The 22,671-nt window shown below is 34.9% G+C and carries 23 protein-coding genes and 3 pseudogenes; 17 read left to right on the forward strand and 9 right to left on the reverse strand.

The genetic code is table 11. From position 1 onward, the window contains the following. The first annotated feature begins 66 nt into the window (after positions 1-66). Together ACFWDE_RS19325 and ACFWDE_RS19330 are read left to right on the forward strand one after the other, a co-directional pair. Positions 67-192, forward strand: coding sequence for a YjcZ family sporulation protein (locus tag ACFWDE_RS19325; protein ID WP_215588150.1), 126 nt, complete (start codon positions 67-69; stop codon positions 190-192). A 323-nt stretch (positions 193-515) separates the two neighbouring features. Beyond that, positions 516-887, forward strand: a complete 372-nt coding sequence (locus ACFWDE_RS19330; protein WP_377894045.1) for a hypothetical protein — start codon at positions 516-518, stop codon at positions 885-887. Between the two features lie 275 nt (positions 888-1,162). Here ACFWDE_RS19330 and ACFWDE_RS19335 read toward each other — a convergent pair. The 3 genes and pseudogenes from ACFWDE_RS19335 to ACFWDE_RS19345 form a co-directional block, all read right to left on the reverse strand. Next, positions 1,163-1,522: pseudogene (locus ACFWDE_RS19335) on the reverse strand (ABC transporter permease); the annotation flags it as partial. 129 nt (positions 1,523-1,651) lie between these two features. Further along, a pseudogene (locus ACFWDE_RS19340) lies at positions 1,652-2,044 on the reverse strand (ABC transporter permease); the annotation flags it as partial. Positions 2,045-2,547: 503 nt separating this feature from the next. Beyond that, the gene (locus ACFWDE_RS19345) at positions 2,548-4,281 is read right to left on the reverse strand and encodes an S-layer homology domain-containing protein (RefSeq protein WP_377894047.1); all 1,734 of its coding nucleotides are present in this window, start codon (positions 4,279-4,281) and stop codon (positions 2,548-2,550) included. A gap of 384 nt (positions 4,282-4,665) precedes the next feature. Here ACFWDE_RS19345 and ACFWDE_RS19350 point away from each other — a divergent pair, with 384 nt between their 5' ends. Next, positions 4,666-4,872 carry a hypothetical protein gene (locus tag ACFWDE_RS19350; protein WP_002011051.1) on the forward strand — a complete coding sequence of 69 codons (207 nt, stop codon included), beginning with the start codon at positions 4,666-4,668 and terminating at the stop codon, positions 4,870-4,872. Positions 4,873-4,937: 65 nt separating this feature from the next. Here ACFWDE_RS19350 and ACFWDE_RS19355 read toward each other — a convergent pair whose 3' ends face one another. Continuing rightward, positions 4,938-5,078 carry a hypothetical protein gene (locus tag ACFWDE_RS19355; protein WP_002011050.1) on the reverse strand — a complete coding sequence of 47 codons (141 nt, stop codon included), beginning with the start codon at positions 5,076-5,078 and terminating at the stop codon, positions 4,938-4,940. A gap of 110 nt (positions 5,079-5,188) precedes the next feature. Between ACFWDE_RS19355 and ACFWDE_RS19360 the strand changes: the two genes are divergently transcribed. Both ACFWDE_RS19360 and ACFWDE_RS19365 read left to right on the forward strand, forming a co-directional pair. After that, positions 5,189-5,719, forward strand: coding sequence for a cysteine hydrolase family protein (locus ACFWDE_RS19360; RefSeq protein ID WP_377894050.1), 531 nt, complete (start codon positions 5,189-5,191; stop codon positions 5,717-5,719). 446 nt (positions 5,720-6,165) lie between these two features. Further along, the gene (locus ACFWDE_RS19365; RefSeq protein WP_078179746.1) at positions 6,166-6,996 is read left to right on the forward strand and encodes a VanW family protein; all 831 of its coding nucleotides are present in this window, start codon (positions 6,166-6,168) and stop codon (positions 6,994-6,996) included. Positions 6,997-7,242: 246 nt separating this feature from the next. On the opposite strand, the gene ACFWDE_RS19370 is transcribed toward ACFWDE_RS19365, so the two are convergent. Next, entirely contained in the window at positions 7,243-9,627 is a 2,385-nt protein-coding gene (locus tag ACFWDE_RS19370) for an immune inhibitor A domain-containing protein (RefSeq protein ID WP_377894052.1), read from the reverse strand. 642 nt (positions 9,628-10,269) lie between these two features. On the opposite strand from ACFWDE_RS19370, the gene ACFWDE_RS19375 reads away from it, so the two are divergent. Both ACFWDE_RS19375 and ACFWDE_RS19380 read left to right on the forward strand, forming a co-directional pair. Beyond that, a complete protein-coding gene (locus ACFWDE_RS19375; protein WP_377894054.1) occupies positions 10,270-11,364 on the forward strand; it encodes a response regulator aspartate phosphatase in 1,095 nt (364 codons plus the stop codon). After that, a complete protein-coding gene (locus tag ACFWDE_RS19380) occupies positions 11,364-11,522 on the forward strand; it encodes a general stress protein (protein ID WP_377894055.1) in 159 nt (52 codons plus the stop codon). Before ACFWDE_RS19375 ends, ACFWDE_RS19380 begins: the two co-directional genes overlap by 1 nt. Positions 11,523-11,750: 228 nt before the next feature. Here ACFWDE_RS19380 and dhaK read toward each other — a convergent pair whose 3' ends face one another. Continuing rightward, a complete protein-coding gene (gene dhaK, locus ACFWDE_RS19385; protein WP_377894057.1) occupies positions 11,751-13,502 on the reverse strand; it encodes a dihydroxyacetone kinase subunit DhaK in 1,752 nt (583 codons plus the stop codon). Positions 13,503-13,679: 177 nt separating this feature from the next. Between dhaK and dhaS the strand changes: the two genes are divergently transcribed. From dhaS to ACFWDE_RS19400, 3 genes are all read left to right on the forward strand, one after another. Further along, entirely contained in the window at positions 13,680-14,252 is a 573-nt protein-coding gene (gene dhaS, locus ACFWDE_RS19390; protein WP_377894058.1) for a dihydroxyacetone kinase transcriptional activator DhaS, read from the forward strand. Positions 14,253-14,265: 13 nt separating this feature from the next. Continuing rightward, a complete protein-coding gene (gene dhaQ, locus ACFWDE_RS19395; RefSeq protein ID WP_377894059.1) occupies positions 14,266-15,264 on the forward strand; it encodes a DhaKLM operon coactivator DhaQ in 999 nt (332 codons plus the stop codon). Between the two features lie 203 nt (positions 15,265-15,467). Next, entirely contained in the window at positions 15,468-15,569 is a 102-nt protein-coding gene (locus ACFWDE_RS19400; RefSeq protein WP_000505688.1) for a YjcZ family sporulation protein, read from the forward strand. A gap of 555 nt (positions 15,570-16,124) precedes the next feature. Here the strand turns inward: ACFWDE_RS19400 and ACFWDE_RS19405 are convergent. Further along, positions 16,125-16,274 carry a hypothetical protein gene (locus ACFWDE_RS19405; protein WP_215554625.1) on the reverse strand — a complete coding sequence of 50 codons (150 nt, stop codon included), beginning with the start codon at positions 16,272-16,274 and terminating at the stop codon, positions 16,125-16,127. 741 nt (positions 16,275-17,015) lie between these two features. Here ACFWDE_RS19405 and ACFWDE_RS19415 point away from each other — a divergent pair. Next, complete coding sequence (locus ACFWDE_RS19415) at positions 17,016-17,327, forward strand: ArsR/SmtB family transcription factor (protein ID WP_377894062.1); 312 nt, start codon at positions 17,016-17,018, stop codon at positions 17,325-17,327. Between the two features lie 218 nt (positions 17,328-17,545). Here the strand turns inward: ACFWDE_RS19415 and ACFWDE_RS19420 are convergent. Continuing rightward, positions 17,546-17,638 (reverse strand): annotated as a pseudogene (locus tag ACFWDE_RS19420) (hypothetical protein); the annotation flags it as partial. Between ACFWDE_RS19420 and ACFWDE_RS19425 the strand changes: the two are divergent. Both ACFWDE_RS19425 and ACFWDE_RS19430 read left to right on the forward strand, forming a co-directional pair. Then, positions 17,610-18,785, forward strand: a complete 1,176-nt coding sequence (locus tag ACFWDE_RS19425) for an MFS transporter (protein ID WP_377894064.1) — start codon at positions 17,610-17,612, stop codon at positions 18,783-18,785. The pseudogene ACFWDE_RS19420 and the gene ACFWDE_RS19425 overlap by 29 nt on opposite strands. A 945-nt stretch (positions 18,786-19,730) precedes the next feature. Further along, positions 19,731-20,279: a DUF4352 domain-containing protein gene (locus ACFWDE_RS19430; protein WP_377894066.1), complete on the forward strand. Its 549-nt coding sequence runs from the start codon at positions 19,731-19,733 to the stop codon at positions 20,277-20,279. Between the two features lie 153 nt (positions 20,280-20,432). On the opposite strand, the gene ACFWDE_RS19435 is transcribed toward ACFWDE_RS19430, so the two are convergent. Next, positions 20,433-20,669, reverse strand: a complete 237-nt coding sequence (locus ACFWDE_RS19435; RefSeq protein ID WP_002150192.1) for a hypothetical protein — start codon at positions 20,667-20,669, stop codon at positions 20,433-20,435. Positions 20,670-20,869: 200 nt separating this feature from the next. On the opposite strand from ACFWDE_RS19435, the gene ACFWDE_RS19440 reads away from it, so the two are divergent. The 4 genes from ACFWDE_RS19440 (at position 20,870) to ACFWDE_RS19455 (ending at position 22,658) form a co-directional block, all read left to right on the forward strand. Next, positions 20,870-21,019 carry a YjcZ family sporulation protein gene (locus ACFWDE_RS19440; RefSeq protein ID WP_002150194.1) on the forward strand — a complete coding sequence of 50 codons (150 nt, stop codon included), beginning with the start codon at positions 20,870-20,872 and terminating at the stop codon, positions 21,017-21,019. A gap of 298 nt (positions 21,020-21,317) precedes the next feature. Then, positions 21,318-21,659 carry a PadR family transcriptional regulator gene (locus ACFWDE_RS19445; protein ID WP_377894068.1) on the forward strand — a complete coding sequence of 114 codons (342 nt, stop codon included), beginning with the start codon at positions 21,318-21,320 and terminating at the stop codon, positions 21,657-21,659. Further along, positions 21,652-22,134, forward strand: coding sequence for a hypothetical protein (locus tag ACFWDE_RS19450; RefSeq protein WP_377894069.1), 483 nt, complete (start codon positions 21,652-21,654; stop codon positions 22,132-22,134). Before ACFWDE_RS19445 ends, ACFWDE_RS19450 begins: the two co-directional genes overlap by 8 nt. Next, positions 22,131-22,658, forward strand: a complete 528-nt coding sequence (locus tag ACFWDE_RS19455; protein WP_377894071.1) for a permease — start codon at positions 22,131-22,133, stop codon at positions 22,656-22,658. Before ACFWDE_RS19450 ends, ACFWDE_RS19455 begins: the two co-directional genes overlap by 4 nt. Positions 22,659-22,671: the final 13 nt, after the last annotated feature.

A 22,671-nucleotide genomic window follows, 5' to 3' on the forward strand; every position in this document is an offset into this window, starting at 1 on the left:
AAGTGAACCCGTTAAAATACATGAGTGACCCCTTGTTTTATCCTCTTATCTAAAGGAGGAACTATTATGGGCTTTGGTGGTAGTTGTGGTAGTTGTGGTAGTTGTGGCGGCGGTGGCTTCGCTGGAGGATTTGCTTTATTAGTTGTATTATTTATTTTATTAATCATAGTTGGAGCTAGCTGCTTCTGCTAAAAAACTATCGGAAAAGACACTCATGTGAGTGTCTTTTCTTTGTACGTTAAAAAGGCCCAACCATTTTCTTAGGTAGGCTATATCTTTATTACACAATACCAAAGCAAACTCTCTTCTCGCCTTAAATTCTATGTAATAATAAAGGGATTTTAGAATCAAGGGGGAATTATATCAGTTGTATATGATTTCACATATCGTGATACGATTAGCATGTCAAATTCAAGAGATTTTTTGCAATAGAACCGTAAAAACAATTGATGCTCTATGATAAAATACAAGCAATGGAGAACACGCAAAATGAAAATTAGTTATGGGGGATATGTATGATTAATGACATCATTAAGCAACAAAATGTAGAGTGTATTGGTGGATTTATTGCTAAGTACGCAGATCCAATTATGGCTCATATAAATCCTGGGAATTTACATAAAAATGATATTGCTATCATAATTAAAAGCGATAAGACAGTATGGGCAAAGAAAGTGATTCAGCAAGACGTAAATCAAAATTACACCGAGTGGTTAGAAATCCCGAGAGATAATATAAAGAAGAAAAGAAGTCTTATTCTGAAAAAAGTATGTTTTTTTGAAATCAAAAAGGGTAATTTATATGGTACTTATGTAATTTCAGAGAATTTGATTTCAAATGACCGATTTTCCGACCAAAAATCTTACCTTGATTTTATGATAGGATAAACAGTATTATTTTTAATCTTCACGAAGTGAGGAACCTTTATAGATGGGCCCTTAATCTTTATACAATGATTAACATTTACCAGAGTCTAAATAAAAAGCATAAAAGTCGATACTTCATTCGTTATACTAGATTTAATCTACTATAACTTTTTTCGAATAAAAAATGCTATTCTTTCTTCAAAAATCATTCGAGAGAATAGGCATTTTTAGCTTCATTAATCATTATTTTATTAAGGCTAAAATATAAAACTAGTAATTTATATGTATTAGTAAATTTAACGACGGATCGCTTCTATAGGGCTTAACTTAGATGCTTTAATTGCTGGTATAATACCAAACGTTATACCTATAATCATCGATGTAAGAGTCGATCCAATAAAAACATTAGCTGTTAAAATGGGTTGAACAGGTAAAAATATACCTATAAAACGTGAAAGACTATATCCTAGTGCAATTCCAAAGCCCCCACCTAGGGTAGTGATAAAAATCGCTTCAACTAAAAATTGCAATAATATCACCCTCTTTTTCGCCCCTATAGCACGGCGAATACCAATTTCTTTACGGCGCTCACTAACAGAAACATACATAATATTCATTACACCAATGCCGCCAACAAATAAAGAAATACCTGTTACAATTGTAATAAACCCAGTGATTCCATTAATGATTTTCTGTAAAGATTTAATTGCTTCATTTTGATTCTCTTGTTTATATCCCCCTTTAAGATCTGAATGAATATGTTCTAATTCCCTTTTTATATCTTTGAAAACAACTTTTTTGTCATATCCTTTTTCTACTGTAATATCTATTGAAGAGATAGTTTCTTTTTTATCAATGAGTTCCTTAGAAAATTTCGGAATATAACTAGAATTACCCGTTAAATCATCATTGCTATCATCTTTAATACCTATTACCTCAAAAAGTTCACCTTTAATTTTAATTCCTTTCCCTATCCCGATGCTAGCATCAGAACCAAATAAATCTTTAGCTTGCTTCTGTGAAAGGACGATTACGTTGTTTTTTTGGAAAAAGGGCAATTTTTTTCGGGTTTTTCTTAGTTTTTCGTTTGACACTCTTTCTGTCCCTATTATGGGGTTTTGTAACATTTGAATAATTGTATTTTGTTTAGTTTCTGAGCTTGTTAGAAAGGAAAACATGAGGTTGTTTTATGATGAAGAAAATAACCTTTTCTTTTGATGTGTAAATTATATTAAAGGTTTTAATTCTAATTTCAGGTACAAAGATACACGCGTTTTGAATTAAATAAAGTGAAACTTTAATCACCCCTCATCAATCGGGCTGCTCGGCAAATAGCGGGATAAAACGACGGTAACGCATAGACAAGCTGCCTAGCGAAAAAAAACACGGTTTAATTAGGCTTCTTTGGCATGCTTACTTTCCTATCACTTGCTAGTTTTGAAACAAGAAGCATTTCGTACCTAGTAATTTACTCAGCTAGCTTGATGGGCATGTGGCGAGACACCTATTTGGTAACAACTACATTAATCATTACAAGTAAAGTTACAATGCCTATTAATGCAGTAAAAATCTTCTTTTTATTCATTATTAATCATCCAAAATATAAAATTATAAAAGCTATCATATTCTATCGAATTAATACAATAAAAAAAGCATCTAAAACAGATGCTTTTTCTCATTCTCAATACATAAACGTAATCGTCACCAAAGAATACCCTTCTTTTGCATTATACGGCTCCGCTTTATAAGAAACACGGTTCGCTCCTTGCGGGAAACGAATTTCTCCAATTGCCTTCTTCACATCTTGCAGTGCGCCGTCCATTGATTGCTTATACAGAATTTCAATCTTTTCAGGCTTTGCACTATAGCGCTGCTGCATTTTATTTTTTAATTCGTTATAGCTATTTGCGATGTATTCATTTCTTAAATAATTTAACTTTGTATCTTTTAATATTTGTCCGTATGCAGCTGATTTCGAGCTACCCCCTGCAATTTTACTCGTCAGTGTATCATAATAATTTGTTGTAGCCTGCGGATAGTCTCCGCGGTTCCACTCGTGATTTCTTGCAATTTGTTCATCTGATAAGTTGAAATAAGAATATGTTACGCGGCCTTGTTCATCTGGCACTGGATCATCGAATGTTGTATCAAGATGGTACCATTTGTTATTGATTTTAACTAAATTCCAAGCATGAGGCTGACCGTCTCCAGTTCCTACTACAAAATGATTCTCAATTCCAGCTTCTTTTAATAATTGATAGGTTAATAGGGTGTAACCTTGGCAAACGGCAGAACGATTCGCGAGTGCCTCATATGCTGTATACGCTTTATAAGACGTATCGTAAGAAACATGTTTTACTACGTAATCATGAACCGCCTTCACTTTTTCATGATCATCCATACCGACTTGAATAATAGAAGAAACGATCGCTTTCGCTTCTTTCATCACATACTCGGTTTGTTCTTTCGTTTCGCGATATGTAATATGTAGCGTAAACGTATAATTCCCGGGCGATCCAGATAGTGAGTATGAAACATTCGATCTATTATAATTTGTATACTCATTTTTATTTGCGACTTCTTTATATGCGTTAAAAAGTGTATTCATAACTTCTTCTTTATTACTATTTCTCGTGTAATATGGAAGTGTAATATTCGTTTCGTACGTATTAATATGCTTTTGCACTTCATCTTTAAACGCTGTTAATAATGCCGCATCTCCTGTATCCTTTACATCAGTATTTTTATATTTCAAAGTTTTATATAAAAACTGTGCATACTGTTCACGTGTTACTGTGCCATATGGTTCAAATTCCCCGTTGCCTGTACCATCTGCGATTCCGTTTGATTGCACCGCACTAATCGCATTTTCTGCCCAAAATGGACTTGGAACATCATTAAATATATGTTTTTGTTTAGCAGAAAGATGAAAAGCATTTGTAAGAATTTGTGCCATTTCCGCACGACTCACAGAAGCTTTAGGTCTAAATCGGCCATTTTCATCACCTTTAAAAACCCCTAAATTCGTTAAAGTTAATACCTCTTCTGGAAACATTGTAGAATCTCGATTAATATCACCGTAAGGATTTTTAAACGTAGAGCCATCTTTTAATACGTAACGAGTTCCATCATTACTAAACGAACCGCCTTGCTTATTCGGCACTAGCACTCGATAAATTAAAGCTGCAACTTGCTCCCTCGTCGCAACATCTCCAAAACCAAATATCCCATTTCCATAACCTGAAATAATATTTTTGCCCGCTAAATCTTTAATCGCCGGATACGACCAATGCGATGTAGGTACATCAGAAAAAACGCCTGCTTCAGCAGCTTTCACATCACTGCCATTTGTATATAATAAAGCACCACCTATTAGTGATAATGATGTAATTGATTTTAATAGTTTTGTGTACATAATGCCTTCTCCCAATACGTCTTCTATTTTTTGTTGTTTTTTGTCGAAAAATCTAAAAGAATATGACAAAACACATTATACAATTAAAACTTTTCGGAGGATATACTGAATTTCAAAATATGCAAAAATTCATATTACTATAGGGATTCATACTGATATTATGCTATTTTATTTGCGAATATATAAATAAAAAGGAAATATAACATACAGACAGCCCTCCTCAGCATATTTCACAAAGTTTTACAAAGGGACATGGTGTATCATGTCGAAAACACTATTTATAACCAAGTTAATTTACTTCTATTTGTAAAGGAGATGGAGAAATGTATTTTACAATAGAAAAACACACCAAAATAAATATCAACCTAAAGAGGTGTTAGTACTATGAAAAATAAGAGATGTGATAATTGCGGTTCTACTAAATTTAAAGAGGGGAAAGTTGGATTTGCTTATCATGCATATGTTTGTGAAGATACGTCTAGTTCGCTCTTTAAAGCAGGAGACCGTTCTAAACTATTAACAACATTCTGTTTAGAGTGCGGTGAGGTGAAATCATTCAGAGTGGAAAAACCAGAAATATTTAAAGGATAAAATATATCCAAGACACTTAAATTATTTATACTTTTGAGTGTCTTGGATATTAGTTTGAAGTCGATTTATTTAAAGAGACGCTTCGTTCCGGCAACAACATTGGCTAGAATAGCAATTATAGCTGCACCAATAATTATATATTTGATTTCAGGTTTAATAACAGATTCTAGAAAAAGAATAGATACAATTATTGGAATCCACTTCATACCTCCATGCAATATTCTTTGGAACTTTTGGATACATTAAATATGCATAGCATTGTAGTTTGCATATATTTCACTTTTGTATTTTTGAACCAAGTATTAGGAGGGTATTTATGATGAAAAGCTGTACAGCATTCCTTATTATTGATGTACAGGTAGGTTCATTTGAGGAGAGAAAAGTCCTATATAATAGAACGGAATTATTAAGAGTCATTCAATTATTGATTTCTAAAGCCCGTTCTGCTTCAGCCCCTATTTTTTATATGAAGTTTAATGGGAAGTCTGGTTCTTCGCTTAGACAAGGGACACCTGGATGGGAAATTCATAAATCAATTACTCCAGCAACAGGAGATGTCGTTCTTGAAAAGAATCATCCGGATTCTTTTCATAAAACGAGTCTTCAACAAGAGCTGGAAATGAGAAATATAAAACGAGTTGTTATAGCAGGAATTCAATCTGAAATTTGCATAGATGCAACATGCCGGCGTGCATACAGCTTAGGATATGACGTTACTCTTGTAAAGAATGGACATAGTACATATAACTCTACATTATTATCGGCGTCTCAAATTATTGAGCATCATAACGAGATAATAGGTCAATGGTTTGCTTGTGTGAAAAATTCCGAAAGTATAGAATTTTGATTCTATCTCTATATAAACGAAACCGCAGTCAGGGACTAGACTGCGGTTTTTCGACGTACAATGAATTACAGTAATTACTAAGAGTTGCATAATCTTTCATTGTAATTAACTTAACTTTTTATTTGCTAAGAAGCATTGCAACAGAACCTAGTAAAGTCTCAAAAAACAACTTATTATCAATCAATATTTAGTAAAAACATATTAATACTTTAGAATTTCTTTAATTTTCATTATTTTTTATTTAAGATTGTCCTTTATATTTATAATGTGTTATTTGAATTTATCGTATTGAAGCGGATTTTCACATCACTATAAGCAATTTAAAAATGGAAAAAATAAAGTCCCCATTAGATTAATTATCCTGTTCTTTTGCGTCTTTTATCTAATTATGTTAATTATTATGCAGCTAAAAAAAGTACAACTTATTGATGGAGAGAGGAAATAAAATGAATTTAGTGAACTTACGTCCTAAACAGCGGTCTAAGTATCGCATTCTACTAGGGACATGGTATTACTCTACAAAGAGGTACATTCAGTGGTTAGCAGACGGAAAAACATATGCAAAAACGTTTCAACAAGAAAAGTTACCCTATACAGCGATTCAGCACCGAACGATACTACTTCGTAAGCTCAAAGATGTAGATATGTGGTATCAACAAAATAAAGTTGTTAATTTGAAGATTGCTATTAAACAACTAAATGGTATCGTCATTAGACCGGGAGAAACATTCTCTTACTGGCGTTTAATAGGTAAGCCTACGAGGAGAAAAGGGTATGTAGAGGGCATGATACTACACTATGGATCTTTTCAAGCAGGCATTGGAGGAGGGCTTTGTCAGCTTTCAAATTTAATATATTGGATGACCTTACATACACCATTGACAGTAACAGAGCGATATCGTCATAGTTTTGATGTCTTTCCTGATTCCAAGCGGACCCAACCATTTGGAAGCGGCGCAACTTGTTCTTATAACTATTTGGATTTACAAATCAAAAATGAAACGGACCAATCGTATCAACTTCACCTTTATATTACAGATAAGCATTTAGTCGGTGAATGGAGAGTTACCCATCCGCAGCTTTATCAATATGAAGTATATGAAAAAGAACACTCAATCCAATCTGCATACTGGGGTGGTTATATACGACATAATGTTATTCAACGTAGAGTATATAATCAACAGAAACAGTTTATAGAAGACCAATATGTAACGGAGAATCACGCTATAATGATGTACGAACCACTATTAGCTTATAATAATGAGGAAAGCGAGTGACGGTAACATTCGTGTATCAAGTATTTTTGTCTAATAACACAATACATGCCTTTCTTCATATAATTAATAGGCCCATTCCTTTTTGTAACATAACTTTTTCGTTTTTATTGAAAATGAATTTTATATCTTCCTTTCCAACAAACTGGTTCCTAAACTAAACTGCCTCGTTTCCACAATAAAAATAGAGCTGCCCATAAGTCGGTTTCACCAACTTATGGGGCAGCTCCCTCATAGTTTCACCTTATTCTATCGATGAATCCAAACTGCACCTGCAGACTTGTCTTCAGCTTGACCTACTACTTCAAACTTCAATCCTAGTTTCGGCAACTTACGTCCTGCATCTGGAATCGCGCTGTTGATGTACTGCTTAGAATCATCAAATTTTGCAACTCCTGGTAATCCTTTATAGTCAAAGATACCGCGAGTTGGCGAATCTACTCTCCATGCTGGCGCTTGATCAAATGAGAATGCCGCATCGGCAATTTGATAACGCGTACTGCTCTTCACAGTCGGTTGTCCGTTTAATGTACCTACGATTGCCTCTGGATGAGAATCTACTACTCCTAAGAATCCTTCACCTGGATGAACACCTACCCAGTTATCTGTAAAGCTTTGATCCGCATACCATACAACCATTCCTGTATTAAATACTGGACCACGCGCATGTTGTAACGCTGTGTCAGAACCAGCGTAATTTCTCCACTCTACATAGTAGTTATTTTTTTTCTGTTCCAATCCGTTAGATACAGTAAATCCTTTTAACGTCATTGCTGGTTGACCTTCTGCATCATCTGAGAAAACAACTTTTCCATCTACAGTTAATGCAGCATTATCTAACGCAAATCCTTTATAAGCTACTGCAATATCTGTTAAATATTCAAATTGCAGTTTTACTTTTTTCCCTTTGAATTTGCTTAAATCGTATGATTTATCAACCCACTTACCATCAGTTGTATCCATACCGCCTTTTACATCTTTTTCGCCAATTCTATCAATACGTGTCTTCGTTCCATCTTCTGTAATCGCATTTACGTCAAGGAAATCATACTTCGCTTCAAGTTCGTAGAATGTCTTATAATCGAACTTAGCATCCTTTGCATTTGTTAAGTCAAATACTGGTGTTTCAAGTGTTGTATGAATGTCATTTCCTTTTGTACTGTAATAAAACTTCTTACCAAATGCCGCTTCGATATTTTTTATATCTTTGTCCGGCAAGTTAACACGAACGATTCCTGGTCGTTTTGATTTTGTAACACTTTGATCTAAATATGTTGCAACACCGACTCCTGTGCGAAGTTTATCATAATCTACCTCAACGATATTCGCCCAGTTGCCATTCATATTCTTTTGGAAAAATTCTTTATTTTGTGGTGAGAAACTTGTTGGCTCTGTTCCTGCAATTTTTCCAGCCCAGCTGCCGCCGCTCATAATAGACCATGACTCAACAGGTTCACCTTGTCCTGAGTACTTCGTATCGTACTCATCTGGTAATCCTAAATCATGACCATACTCATGCGCAAACACACCAACTGCTCCGTCCTCAGGCTCGATTGTATAATCGTATGCAGCCATCTTTCCGCCCCAATTTGAAACAGAAGATTTTGTGCCATCAATCGCATATGGTTTTGATCCAAGTTTTGAACGATGAGACCAAATTGCATCATCTTTCAATTTACCGCCGCCAGCTTCTTGACCTACGCCCGCATGTACAACCATTAAATGATCAATAATGCCATCTGGCTCGTTTTTATTTCCATCACCATTTTGATCGTATTGATCAAATTGATCATAGTCAGCTAAGTTAATTCCTTTTGCTACCGCTGCTTTTAATGCTTCTTTCACAAGATCACGTGGCCCTAAAGGACCTTTGTTATCATGACCAGTGCCCGCATCCGCACCATAATCTGAAGCTTTCCCTGGAACAGTAAGCCATTCCGTTACAGTTCCATCAACTGTGTAGCTCCCGCCAGATTGTTCTTCATAATATTGTTTAAATGTATTAATCTTCGATCCATCAAATAACGTAAATGGTTCATCACCAAATAACATTTTTTGATAATGTTCACGATTAAAGTCCTTAGAATACATATATCCTGGCTCTTGATCAATATTGTTATGCTTAAAATCACTAAATTCTACGAGTAAAACAAGCACTTTATCTTTTCGAACAGCTCCGTTGTACTCTTCTTGCTTCGCTGGTGCAGTAGGTACTTTTCCATTTAATTTACTAGAATTCAATCCTGCACCTTGTCCAGCTACTGGTCCTACTGCGGGCTGCTGCGCCTGTTCATTTTCCTTCATTTTTGCATCTTTTACTTTTTTCATAAAATCAGAAGCTTCTTGCGTAAGACTATCTCCTGTCAAGATTTCTTTCCCAGGGTTTTCCCCTTTCTTTTTCTCAACATATTTTTCGACAGCCTTTGACGTCTCAGCTTGTGATGCAGATTGATCAATTACGCCTCGTTGTTTTAGCGCTTCCGCTAAACGCTCATCCGGTATTAAATGCTCATCTATTGGTAGAGATGATGGCGCATCAGCATAAGCTGCATGACTTCCAAAAGCAAAACTACTACTTAGTACTGCCGCTGTTGCTAAAACTGATAATGGTTTTAACTTCTTATTCTTTTTCAATGCATTTCCTCCCCAGTGTCTGCAAATTATCGTTTTTTTTGCCGATAGCAACATAATATTCTCTTTATAGAGAATATTCAATCTTTTTCAACAAATAAAATGTTGAGAAATATTTTTTTGTGCAGGGTGAAATGCGTAAGATAGAAAAATACAAAGGTTCTGCTGGTTTATGCTTTTTTCAAGTTTTGTACATAACCATACAGTGGGATTACTCGTTCTTTTATCTTGATGGCAATGGAGTAAAATGCTTATTTACAATACTAAGGAAATAAAACATACAAATAACCCAAGTTCCTCATTGGAACTTGGGCTATTTGTTATTTGAATGAATACTTTCCATATGGATTCTTATAAGATTTTGAATCAGTTTATGTAGATTCACTTTACAAAAAGGCTGTTATTTATTTTAAGTGCAATAGTCATACTTGCTCGATTCACTTATTTTTTGGCAATAAATAAATGATCACCACCTAAGGAATCCTATTGAATTCCTTTTCTATTTATATTCTAATTACCCTTTAAATTATCAGAAAATTATTGAAAAAGTTTTTTTCTTTCAATCTATCACTCTATCACACTTAATTTCTTGCTAGTATATACATACCAATATACAAATAAATATAGTAGAAAGCGGGGAGAATTATGGTAAGTCATCTAAAAACAAAAGATATGATCACACAACTTTTAAATAATTGGTATCAAGAGATACGTGCCCAGCACCTAAAAGAAGCAAAACATTTAAAAACAGAGATTGATACACACATAAAAAGTATTAATGAAGATCCAAATTTACTATTCCATTACTCACTTCTTACTTTTCGCTTTAAAGTTTTGCTTGATCATTTAAGCATCACACCAACAAGCTTCCAGGCAATCGATTCACTGGATATACCCAAAAATGAATTGTTGTCTTATTATTACAAATTTTTCAAAGGGATTCACGCCACACTACTTTCAAACAACAATGAAGCCTGGGAATACTACGAAAAAGCCGAAACACTATTACAACATATCCATGACGATCTTGAAATAGCCGAGTTTAACTATCGTTTTGCTAACTTCTATCTTCATACCTATCAACCTCTATTAGCAATTCAACATGTGACTCAAGCTAAAGAGATTTTCTCTAAACATAATGGTTATGAAAATAATGTCGCCGCTTGTGAGAACTTATACGGTTTAGCATGTATTGATATAAGACAATTCCCTGTAGCAGAAGAAAAATTTAATTCTGCAATAGATATTTTACGTAAAAATAATGAAGATTCCCTAATATTAAGAGTCCGCAATAATTTAGGTTTTTTATATAGTAGCCAAAACTTATCCACTTTAGCAATTCGACACTTATCAGAAGTAACAACTAAAACTCCAGAGCATTTTAGGGCCATTTTCCTTAAAGCTAGAGAACATTTAAAGATTACTGAACTTGAACAGTCGGCCGAGTTAATCGAACGAGGATTAGCAATTTGTGAGAAGCTAGACAACAAAGAATACCTATATCATTTCAAACTTTTAGATTGTATGAATAAAGGTGTTTCAGCTGTTATTCTCGAAGAATTATCTTTGGAAGCCATCTCATTTTTCGACACACAACAACTCTATAATTACACACAAGAATACACTGAAAAATTAGCAGTTAAGTTTTATCAAGAAAGTAATGACTTAAAAGCTAGTAAATACTTTTATCTTAGTCATCAAGCCAAAGAAAAAAATTTCGAAAAAGGAGCGTTAAAATAATGAAGAAAATTTTCGGGACGATTTTAGGTTTAACACTTTCAGCTGCTTTATCTGTAGGATTAGCATTCTCTTCACAATCAGATTCTAAGAAACAAGTTGATTCGACTAAATCTAGTACAATTATGTACATGCAATCCAGCCACGGTGACTCCTGGTAATACAAAGAGTTTTTTATCCGTTAACATCATTAATTATGAAAAGGGCACTCCCTCAATGGAGTGCCCTTTTCATAATTAATAGACAACATATAGCAGACTACTTATTAACTTCAGCCCATTTAACCTTGAACTCTGCACCGGAATTATTTGCTTCTAAGCCACATTAATATACCATTTCACTAAATTTAAAAACCCCTCCACCTTAAGGTAGAGGGGTTCTTCTAATTTCTATTTCAAACTACCCGTAATCTCCGTAAAGATAACCCCAAGCGCATGCGCACCTGCATCCGGATATCCTAAACTTCTTTCGCCAACTGTACCAGCGCGACCCATGCGAGCTACGATTTCTTTCGTATACTCTGCGCCTTTAACCGCTGCTTCTGCTCCTTTTTCAAAGGCAGTTTTCACGTCTACTCCGTTTGAAGCGCTGCCTAGCCAAGAGTCTACACATGGAGCAAGTGCGTCAACAAGCGTTTTATCACCAACTACCGCTCCTCTACCGAATGATCTTTCACCGATAGATTGTATACCTTGAAGTGCCGCTTGCAACATTTCAGCGAACTCTTTTACTGTTAGCTCACGTTTTTCTCCTGCTTCTTTACTAGCTGCGCGGAATGCACCACCCCAAATTGGACCAGAAGCGCCACCGCAATGTTCCATAATAATCATTGAACAACCGTCAAGAAATGATCCGATTGTTACATTCTCTTGTCCTACAATAGATTGCCACTCACGTTTTAATTGCTTAAATCCTTTTGCTACACTCATTCCGAAGTCGCCGTCACCTGCATGTGTATCTAACTCACAGAACGGTACTTCGTTTTTAATAATAATGTCGCTCATTTTATCAACGAGATAGATCATGTTATTTAATGTAATGACATTATCTTTCATAACAGCGTGCTCTTCCGCTGTTTCTAGTTCAAATGAAACTTCCTTCTCCTCTACCTCTTCAAGCACATTCACGTACTCAACACTTTCAACTGGTCCATCTACTTTAAACGCAGGTGTATTACACTCTTTCGATAATAACGTTTTTAGCTCGTCATCTAACTTCATCACTGTTAAAGACATCCCAGCCATATCGATACTCGTCATATAATTACCGACGAATACTCGATTAATTTTAATGTTTCTAGCAGCTAATTCTCTCGTAACTGCGTTGTTAAATAGGTAAAGTTCTTGCAGTGGTGTTCCGCCAAAACCGTTTACTAGAACCGCAATTTCTTCGCCATCTTTTACTCCTAAATCTTTTATTAAATCATTTGTCATACGGTTAGCTAATTCATCAGCTGACATCGTTTTTTCACGCTTAATTCCTGGTTCACCGTGAATACCAACGCCGTATTCCATTTCATCTTCCGCAAGTGTAAAAGTAGGTGAACCACTCGCTGGTACTGTACAAGAAGTTAACGCTAAACCAATTGTGCGCACGTTAGCCGCTGCTTTTTCAGCGATAGCTTTCACCGCTCCTAAATCCATACCTGCTTCCGCTGCTGCGCCGGCAATTTTATGAACTAAAATAACTCCCGCAACGCCGCGGCGCCCTACTGTGTACAGACTATCTTCTACCGCAATATCATCATCCACTTTTACATAGTCTACTTCAATTCCATCTTCCGTCGCTAAATGTGCACCGTTTTTGAAATTCATAATATCGCCGCTGTAATTTTTAATAATTAATAACGTACCCTTTTTACTAGCTGTCTCTTTAATCGCCTGATATACCTGAATTTGTGTGGGAGAAGCAAACACATCTCCGCACACTGCCGCATCTAACATTCCTTTTCCGACTAGTCCGGCATGTGCTGGCTCATGACCACTACCGCCGCCGCTAATTAACGTTACTTTATTTTCATTCATTTCTTTCTTCTTAATCACTTTATATTTTTTCAAAAACTCAAGTTCTGGATGAGCCATAACCATTCCGTTGCACATCTCCATTACTAATGTTTCAGGTTTATTTATAATCTTTTTCATTGTGATTCTCCCTCAATTCCTTTAATATATTGTGATATATTTGAAATCTTCTTCTTACTACTCATGTTAAAATGAAAGCGTTTTATAGTAAACGGACAAATTGGGCAATTTGTCTAAAGACACCGCTCTCATTTATAGATAGGATTTTCATATTACTACATTCTAGGGATGATTAAGATGACCTCTTCTATAATTTCTAAAAAGATAATCGCTAATTCATTGAAATATTTAATGGAAACGGAATCGTTTCATAAAATATCAGTGAGCGATATTATGTTACACTGTCAAATGCGTAGACAAACTTTTTACTATCATTTTAAAGATAAATTTGAACTATTAAGCTGGATTTATAGAGAAGAAACGAAAGAAAACATTATAGACTTTCTCGACTATGAAACATGGGAAAATATTTTCGATTTATTATTTGATTACTTTTATGAAAATCAAAAATTTTACCGAAATGCTTTTAAAGTCATTGAACAAAACTCATTTAATCACTATTTATTTGAGCATACGAAAAACTTATATATGAAGATTATTGATGAACTATCTATGAGCTGTAGATTAACTCTTTCTATTGAAACAAAAAATACGATTGCCTCCTTTTATAGTCACGGCTTCGTTGGAACGATAAAAGATTGGATTGAAAGCAAGTGCGAAGTAAATCCGTCCATCATGTCTTCTCTCATGAAAAATATGATAAATAATCAATTACTACTTTTACTCGAACAATCAGCAAACAAATCATAAGGTGGCCAAAGCAATGAAAAAGATTATGAATGATGTAGAAAATATTGTTCAAGATATGCTGCATGGCTTTTATTTTGAACATAACGACAAAGTAAATTACGACGAAACACATAACATCATTTATGTAAAAGATATCGAAAAAATGAAGCAAAACGTTGTCATTATAAGCGGCGGTGGTAGCGGACATGAACCTGCCGATATTGGTTATGTAGGAAAAGGAATGCTTACGGCAGCAGTAAACGGAAATATTTTCACCCCGCCTACAGTGGAGCAAATTGTGGCGGCAACTCGCTTAATGCCAAAAGATAAAAGTATTTTATTCATCATTAAAAACTTTAAAGATGACGTAGAAAACTTTCTAGCTGCAGAACAAGTCGCAAGAGAAGAAGGAAGACAAATTGACCACATCATCGTAAATGACGACGTTTCAATTGAAGATGATGCTTCTTTTAATAAAAGAAGACGCGGCGTAGCTGGCACTGTTTTCGTTCAAAAAATATTAGGTGCGGCCGCTCTTGAAGGCTATTCTTTAGAAGCACTAACAACACTCGCCCGTTCTGTCACCGAAAACTTACATACATTAGGAGTCGCCCTTTCACCTGCAAATGATCCAGTACAGGGAAAAGCTTCATTTTCATTAAACGACGATGAAGTCTTTTACGGAGTCGGCATCCACGGCGAAAAAGGTTACCGTAAAGAAGCACTATCCTCTTCTGAAATATTAGCGATAGAACTTATGAACAAACTAAAAAGTATTTATCGCTGGAGAAAAGGCGACAACTTCGCCATCCTCATTAATGGACTCGGTGCGACACCATTAATGGAACAATACATTTTCGCAAACGACATTCGCCGTTTATGTGAGCTGGAAGGGTTACATGCGAAGTTCGTAAAAGTTGGTACCCTTCTCACTTCTTTAGATATGAAAGGTGTTTCATTGAGTTTGCTTAAGGTAGAGGATTCTGATTGGGTGAAGTGGTTGAAGGCGGATGTTGGAGTGAGTAGTTGGTAACAAATTTGCAATTTATCCACCAGTTCCCACAATCCAATACATGAAATGTGGTTATCCAGTCGGAGGAAGGCACCTTAGGGTGTCTTTTCTTTATTTTCAAAAGGACCTGCTCCATTATTGCGTAAAAAGCATAAAGTAAGTTGAATCCGTTAAAATACATGAGTGTACCCTTGTTTTCCCCTCTTATTAAAGGAGGAACTATTATGGGATTTGGTGGTAGTTGTAGTAGTTGTGGTGGCGGCTTTGCTTTATTAGTTGTATTGTTTATTTTATTGATCATTGTCGGAGCTTCTTGCTTCTGCTAAAAAACTATTGGAAAAGACACTCTTATATGAGTGTCTTTTCTTTATAATAAAAAGCTCTCCATAAAGGAAAGTTTTTGGGTTTATACATTCAAGTCATCCAAATCAGTTATTTACACAACACTTTATCACTTTCGGTCTTTAGTGTGAAATACAAATAATCCTTCCGCTACACAAAGTTGCTCAACTAACTTTAATTCCTTAGATTCAAAACTTATATAAGTAAAACACCCATCATAATAGGGTGTTTTAAATAGATAGGATAAAACGAAAAAAGTCCAATTTCTTAATACCGAGAAATTGGGTTTTTTAATATCGTAAACTCCTTAACGTTGTAAATCCGCATTTTCCTGACGCTAAGGAAATGTCACTTATTAAAAAAGCCGATTTCCATCTCAAGGAATCGACTTCTTTAGTTATTCTTAATGAACTAACGCATGCGTTAGTTGCATAAGTAAGAGGTTTGAAAAAATAGCCCGTATATATTTGAACGATGAATAACTTACCTATTTTCTTGTGTTTGCACCATATACAGAAAATAGGGAAAAACGTAACATATTATTTATCTGTTTGTTTTTGCTTCTTTTTCAAATACTCCGCGCGCAATTTTTCAAGTTGCTGCTTTTTATCAAATTTGGCAGGCGTCTGTTTTTCATGAAACTTTGTCACAGCTGCCTGACCTTTATAATCCAATTGATATTTTCCCACTTTGTTCACCTACTTTTCTTGTCTTTAAAGAGAATCTATTCAACAAATATACTATACCTTATTTTCCTGAAGTAAACCTTATTATTTTATTAGTTGCAAAGTCTTTTTACTACTTGTTTAAAAAAATCTACATCCCCCATATTTTTCTCCAAAAAATCACCCCTTGTTATTAATTTTTCTACTTATATCTATCCCAATCCAAATATTACCTTATTAAACTAACCTGCCCCGTTAGTTTAAGTAGGAAACTTCACAATCTCAATAGAGTAAAGCCTATTGGTACATAATCAAATCACCTTTAAATTAGACTTCATAATATCTCATAAGACTTGTATCAAAATGCTTATCGTTGTAAATGCGCATTTTCCTGACGCTACCCCATACCCATCAACCTAAGATTTTGAAGTATCCCCAAAACGGAAATTTCATCCTTTCATAGTTGTCCGTAGGAATTTAGTTCATTTTGAGGAAGAATGTATTTCTTAACTTGATAGCGATGTGACGCTACCCCATATATGACGTACTATAATCATTCTTGCTATCAATGGAATTTAAAGAAGATGACTCCTGTTTGCATACAGAAATCATCTTCTTTATGTTGCCTAACTTTTTTAGAATGTCCTTTACAAAGAGTACAGATCCAGAGCACCTCCTTCCTATTCACCGAGATCACGTATACCTTCTCCCCTCAAAATCACCAAAACCCATTTACAAATCTATAAAAGTAGATATAATATCCTTATGGAACCTTTATTAATTTATAAAGCATTGTCAAATAAAACAAGATGTCAAATTTTATCATGGTTGAAAAATCCAGAAAACCATTTCGATGAAAAGCCTTATCTAGAACAAGGCCTTAACTTTCAAGTTGGAGTATGTGTAGGAGATATCCAGCTTAAAACTGGCTTAGCCCAATCGGTTATTTCTAGTTATTTATTAACTATGAAAAAAGCAGGCTTACTAGAATCTGACCGAATTGGAAAATGGACATACTATCGTCGAAATGAAAAAACAATACGAGAGTTTTCTGAATACGTCCAAAACGAATTATAAAATGAAAGCTAATAATCAATCTGCATATCAATTGATTATTAGCTTTCACACATTCTGCTTTTTTACAGGTATCCAATTACTTTTTTATAAATTGCACTACCTATAAAAGCAAGAAACATAGAAAGGAGAAATTTTTTTAATATATCACATCTAGTTATTTAGATATCTGTTATTGTGTTTCAAATTACATAATCCTAATTGACATCCAATCATGCTTGTAATAATGCTTCTTTGCTAATGAATTCACTTTCAAAATACTGATACGAATGGAGAGTTTTATAAATGAAAAAAGTAAATCCTTTACTTATTCTGACACTCGCAATAGGTGTGTTCGGAATTATTACTACCGAGATGGGTATTGTCGGTGTATTACCACAAATCACTCGAAAATTCGGAATTTCAACTACACAAGCTGGATTTTTAGTGAGTATATTTGCACTAGTTGTTGCTATTTCTGGTCCGTTTTTAATTCTGCTCGTCTCTAGTATTAATCGCAAAATAATTTTATTAACAGCAATTTTCATATTTGTTATTTCAAACATAATCTACGCTTATACAACACAATTTGAAATCATGCTTATTTTTCGTATTTTACCGGCAGCGCTTCATCCACTCTTCTTTTCAATCGCTCTTGTAACAGCTGCTAAACTTGTCCCTCCAGAAAAGAGCGGTCAAGCAGTTACAAAAGTTTTTATGGGAATTACTGTTGGCTTTGCTTTAGGTGTACCACTAACCTCTTACCTTGCAGACCAATTTTCACTCGAAATTGCTTTCTTATTTGGAGCGCTTGTTAACACTCTTGCATTCATTGGAATACTAATCCTACTTCCTTCTATGCCTGTTAAAGAAAAAATGTCTTTCGGCAAACAAATTCGTATACTCGGCAAACCAGGATTATGGTTAAATATTTTAACCGTCACATTCCTTTTTGCAGCCATGTTTTCCGTATACAGCTACTTCGCCGAGTACCTTGCAAAAGTAACTTCCATGAATGGATCTCTCATCAGTATCATGCTATTCATATTTGGTATAGTTATGATTTTAGGTAATCATTTATTTGGTAGTCTCCTGCAAAAAAGCATAATAAACACCGTAATATCATTCCCTATTCTATATTCTGTTGTTTACATATTAGTTTATTATTTAGGTTCCTACCTTGTTCCAATGATTTTTATAGTATTCATTTGGGGAATCGTACATGCTGGTGGATTAATTGTTGGTCAAACATGGTTAATAAGCGAAGCAAAAGAAGCACCTGAATTTGGTAATAGTCTATTCGTTTCGTTCTCAAATCTCGGAATTACTCTAGGAACAACTATTGGAGGCTGGTTCATTTCAAACCTAGGTATTCACCAGCTTATTTGGAGCGGATTTATATTCACACTACTTTCATTTCTATTAATTATAGTAAAACTAAAATTTTTCAATTCTAATAGCCAGGCTTCATTATCAAGCTAGTACATTTTCAGTTCCAAATTTGAATTCTATCCATAAAAAATCATAAATTTTTCTCTATATAAAATACAGGTTATTCTTCTTATAAGATTTTATAAACTAAAAAGTATAATGCTCAAAGCCTTTAGCCATAATTACGACTAAAGGCTTTTTTGTATATAAAGTGAAACTTTAATCAGTGGGGGTTTTGTTCATCCCCCACTGATTATTAGCCCTCACCAATCGGGCGTTTACGGGCAGCAGGGCTCCCACCTAACTTCTTTGCTCCAGCCAAATTTTGAGGTGGGAGTCTTACTGCCCGCAAATAGCGGGATAAAAATAAATCTAAAAGGAGCTAGTTTTATGGAACATAATCAAAATGGAGTACTTGCTTTAATTGTTTTGTTTTTAGGATTAGTGTTTTTTGTTAGTGGAATGGTTTATCATTTATGGGGTTCTTATTAATTTCAACTTTTAGAAAGATAAATAATTCAAAAACTAAAACGTGTATTGTAATTATCGATATGGCATATTTCCAAAAACAACTTAACATGGTAAAATAATATTCGGACGGGAGTCCAATATTATTAAAATTAAGATGGTTCAAGTCGGAGGAAGGCACCTTAGGGTGTCTTTTCTTTATTTTCAAAAGGACCTGCTCAATTATTGCGTAAAAAACATAATCATCAAACAAATTCCATATAGACCCATTATTGGTTAAAATGCTATAATGAAATCAACCTACATAGTTACTCATCGTCAGACTGAGGAACTAACGTCTTGTTAAGCAATGCGCATAACTCAAATAAAAAAGACACTTCAAAGTGTCTTTTTTATTTGCATCAAGTTTCCTTTTTATCCCAAAGTCAATATAATAAGATGTAACATTTAATACACATAAAGAAAAATATAGATTTACTAAATCATCATGGCGCCCATGAAAGTACTTCTATTTTGGAGGAACAAACTATGAACAAAAAGTTATTAACATCATTATTATGTAGCACATTCTTATTTGGATTATCAGCTTGCAGTTCACATGATACATCTAGCAGTAACACGAAAAACGAACAGGAGACTTCTAAAGAAACAAAGAATGATGAACTTAGCAACAAGGATCCTCAAAAAGAACTTCCCACCCATGGAGATTTTTCTGATGTATATATATCTATAGGCCCTGTCGATTCATTAGATGTTATAGGTAATGGAGAAGTTAAAGCACAAGGTGTATTTAAAGTATTAGACGTCAGAGTGCATAATGATAAAGAGGAACCCATTACACTAAATAGCAACAACTTTAAATTAATTGACGGAATCGGAAGAGAATATCACATTTCTAATGAATTTCAATTAACACTTAAAGCTGCCAATACCGCTACATTAAAATTTGGTGTTCTTAATCCTCATGAAAATTCGGAAGGGAACATTGTATTCGATGTACCGAAAAATACGCAAGGATTAACTTTAAAAGTGAGTGGCGATATGTTGGATAAAGGTATCGAGTTAAAAGTGGAATAGTCAAAGAAAATATAAAAGTTGTTTTTCTACAAAATATATAAACCGCCTATCACAACTTATACTAACATAACAAAAAGTACAGCCTCTGTATTAACTACAGTAAACTGTACTTTTTCATTTGTGATTTTGTATAACTTACTATAACAGGATTCCTTAATCCCTTTGAGTTGATGCTCTCCAATCACGAAAAGATGTTGGGCGTCCAGAAGTAGCTCTTTTCTTTGGAGCAGCTGGTTTTTCTTCAAGAGCAACTGGTTTTTCTTCAAGAGTAGTTGGTTTTTCTTCAAGAATAGTCAATGCTGTTTGCATTTTCTCCAGCTGTTCTCTTAAAGCTTGCTGTTCAATCTTTAAATCCGTAAGTAAACGTAATATCATCTCAGAATTAGCCATAACGATCTCCTTTCCCCAAATGCACAGAATAAAATACCATATGTAATAAGCGTAATACTCGTGACAAAAATAAGTTCGTCACCTCTCTTAAAATACCGAGTGCTTTTATTTTTTCAAAAGGACCTGCTCAAGTTTATCCGTAAAAACATAAAGTGAAATAAATCCATTAATATATGGACTTTATGGAAGGAGGAGTTAATATGGGCTATGGTGGTAGTTGTGGTGGAGGCTATGGTGGTAGTTGTGGCGGAGGCTGTGGTTTTGGCGGTGGATTCGCCTTACTTGTTGTGCTCTTTATTTTATTAATCATCGTTGGAGCTAGCTGTTGGGGCGGCGGATTAGGCTGCTAATAAGAGGCACTCTTGAGAGTGTCTTTTTTTATTTCTCAATATAGGGCTAACCTATATGTGTTACTATCAAAGTGCGAGATTCCCTAAGCGTAATATAGTAGTTTACCAACTATGAAAGCCACTGTCACAAGAAAACAGTAGGCTTTTATTTTTTTATTTAGAAAGATTAGAACAGGGATTATTCTTTGCACTAATCAACATTTTAAAATTGACATAGCACTTCATGCACCATATACTGTTAACAACAGTATACTGTCATTAACAGTATATATTCCAATTCACTCTAGGAGGTATATTCATGAAACATACAGGAAGACATACAGGTGCATTTCTTTTGTTATTTTTAGCAGAAGGTGATAACTATGGCGGACAGCTACTTCAGAAATGCGTGGAAGAACTTCCGGTCAATCCAATCGATAGTGCCATCCTGTACCGCACGCTGAAGAAATTAGAAAACGAAGGTGCTATTGAATCTTATGTAAGTACAGCTCATCAAGACAAACCGAGAAAAATGTACAAAATTACCCCTGCCGGAAAAGAACAATTAGCAGATTTTCAAATGGATATTGAGGAAAAAATGAAAAACTTATCATTTTTCCTGGGCAAATATAAAGACTTAAAGGAATCTTATCATGATTAATGGCGCTATCCTTTACACTTTGGCCATTGTTCTTACGGGGATTTCTTTTATGAAGGATCGGAATAAAACGAAAGCTGCCCTATTAAAATCATGGAAAATATTTCGAAACCTCCTCCCTGCCATGCTCTCCATTATGCTTTTCGTCGGACTATCACTTTCTATCTTAACACCGTCCTTTATCTCTTCTATCATTGGAGAACAGTCCGGATTCTTAGGTATTATTTATTCAGCACTACTCGGCTCCGTTGCACTCATTCCAAGCTTTGTCGTGTTCCCTCTTGGTAATACGTTAATACAGCACGGCGCAGGTCTTCCTCAAGTTGCGGCACTCATGTCTACATTGATGTCAGTAGGAATTACAACCTTGCCGATGGAACAAAAGATATTCGGACGAAGCTTTGCTTACGCTCGTAATGCATCTGCATTACTCATGTCACTCCTATTCTCATATATCATTTGGGTGGTGATGGTATGAAGGAACTAAAAAGATATCGCTTCTTTTTCATATTGCTGATTGGACTTATCATACTAACTTTTATAAACCAATCTTTAGGATGGAGCGCATTACAATTAACGGGGAATAGCATTTTAGATATGCTGTTTCTACTCCCCCCTGTCCTAATATTTGTAGGGTTACTTGATCAGTGGGTGAAGAAAGAAACGCTAATGAAATATATGGGAGAAAAGTCCGGCATATATGGAATATTATTCTCCCTATTATTAGGCGGAATTGCAGCTGGTCCCCTCTATGTTGCCTTTCCGATTGCAGCACTACTATTAAAAAAAGGCGCAAGCATTAGATACATCGTATTTTTCTTAGGCGTTTGGACAACTGCGAAATTACCAATTATGGTGTATGAATTTTCTTCATTTGGGGCTACCTTTACACTTATTCACATTTGCTTTGGTCTATTGTTCTTCTATGTAATGGGCATTATTTTCGAGAAGTTTTATGATCAAAGGCAATTGTTGCAGTATGACATTACGAAAGAAATGTAAAAAGACATCTCGT

It is taken from the genome of Bacillus sp. NPDC060175, assembly GCF_042728695.1.
GTDB lineage: Bacteria > Bacillota > Bacilli > Bacillales > Bacillaceae_G > Bacillus_A.

Bases quoted from the DNA above. Each gene is read 5' to 3' on its own strand.
- ACFWDE_RS19400 (WP_000505688.1), top strand. From the start codon at position 15,468: ATGGGATTTGGTGGTAGTTGTAGTAGTTGTGGTGGCGGCTTTGCTTTA.
- ACFWDE_RS19435 (WP_002150192.1), bottom strand. From the start codon at position 20,669: ATGGCTAATTCTGAGATGATATTACGTTTACTTACGGATTTAAAGATT.
- ACFWDE_RS19325 (WP_215588150.1), top strand. From the start codon at position 67: ATGGGCTTTGGTGGTAGTTGTGGTAGTTGTGGTAGTTGTGGCGGCGGT.
- ACFWDE_RS19455 (WP_377894071.1), top strand. From the start codon at position 22,131: ATGAAGGAACTAAAAAGATATCGCTTCTTTTTCATATTGCTGATTGGA.
- ACFWDE_RS19440 (WP_002150194.1), top strand. From the start codon at position 20,870: ATGGGCTATGGTGGTAGTTGTGGTGGAGGCTATGGTGGTAGTTGTGGC.
- dhaK (WP_377894057.1), bottom strand. From the start codon at position 13,502: ATGAAAAAGATTATAAATAAACCTGAAACATTAGTAATGGAGATGTGC.
- ACFWDE_RS19365 (WP_078179746.1), top strand. From the start codon at position 6,166: ATGAATTTAGTGAACTTACGTCCTAAACAGCGGTCTAAGTATCGCATT.
- ACFWDE_RS19415 (WP_377894062.1), top strand. From the start codon at position 17,016: ATGGAACCTTTATTAATTTATAAAGCATTGTCAAATAAAACAAGATGT.
- ACFWDE_RS19355 (WP_002011050.1), bottom strand. From the start codon at position 5,078: ATGAAGTGGATTCCAATAATTGTATCTATTCTTTTTCTAGAATCTGTT.
- dhaQ (WP_377894059.1), top strand. From the start codon at position 14,266: ATGAAAAAGATTATGAATGATGTAGAAAATATTGTTCAAGATATGCTG.
- ACFWDE_RS19380 (WP_377894055.1), top strand. From the start codon at position 11,364: ATGAAGAAAATTTTCGGGACGATTTTAGGTTTAACACTTTCAGCTGCT.
- ACFWDE_RS19430 (WP_377894066.1), top strand. From the start codon at position 19,731: ATGAACAAAAAGTTATTAACATCATTATTATGTAGCACATTCTTATTT.
- ACFWDE_RS19360 (WP_377894050.1), top strand. From the start codon at position 5,189: ATGATGAAAAGCTGTACAGCATTCCTTATTATTGATGTACAGGTAGGT.
- ACFWDE_RS19350 (WP_002011051.1), top strand. From the start codon at position 4,666: ATGAAAAATAAGAGATGTGATAATTGCGGTTCTACTAAATTTAAAGAG.
- ACFWDE_RS19445 (WP_377894068.1), top strand. From the start codon at position 21,318: ATGAAACATACAGGAAGACATACAGGTGCATTTCTTTTGTTATTTTTA.
- ACFWDE_RS19425 (WP_377894064.1), top strand. From the start codon at position 17,610: ATGAAAAAAGTAAATCCTTTACTTATTCTGACACTCGCAATAGGTGTG.
- ACFWDE_RS19375 (WP_377894054.1), top strand. From the start codon at position 10,270: ATGGTAAGTCATCTAAAAACAAAAGATATGATCACACAACTTTTAAAT.
- dhaS (WP_377894058.1), top strand. From the start codon at position 13,680: ATGACCTCTTCTATAATTTCTAAAAAGATAATCGCTAATTCATTGAAA.
- ACFWDE_RS19450 (WP_377894069.1), top strand. From the start codon at position 21,652: ATGATTAATGGCGCTATCCTTTACACTTTGGCCATTGTTCTTACGGGG.
- ACFWDE_RS19345 (WP_377894047.1), bottom strand. From the start codon at position 4,281: ATGTACACAAAACTATTAAAATCAATTACATCATTATCACTAATAGGT.
- ACFWDE_RS19330 (WP_377894045.1), top strand. From the start codon at position 516: ATGATTAATGACATCATTAAGCAACAAAATGTAGAGTGTATTGGTGGA.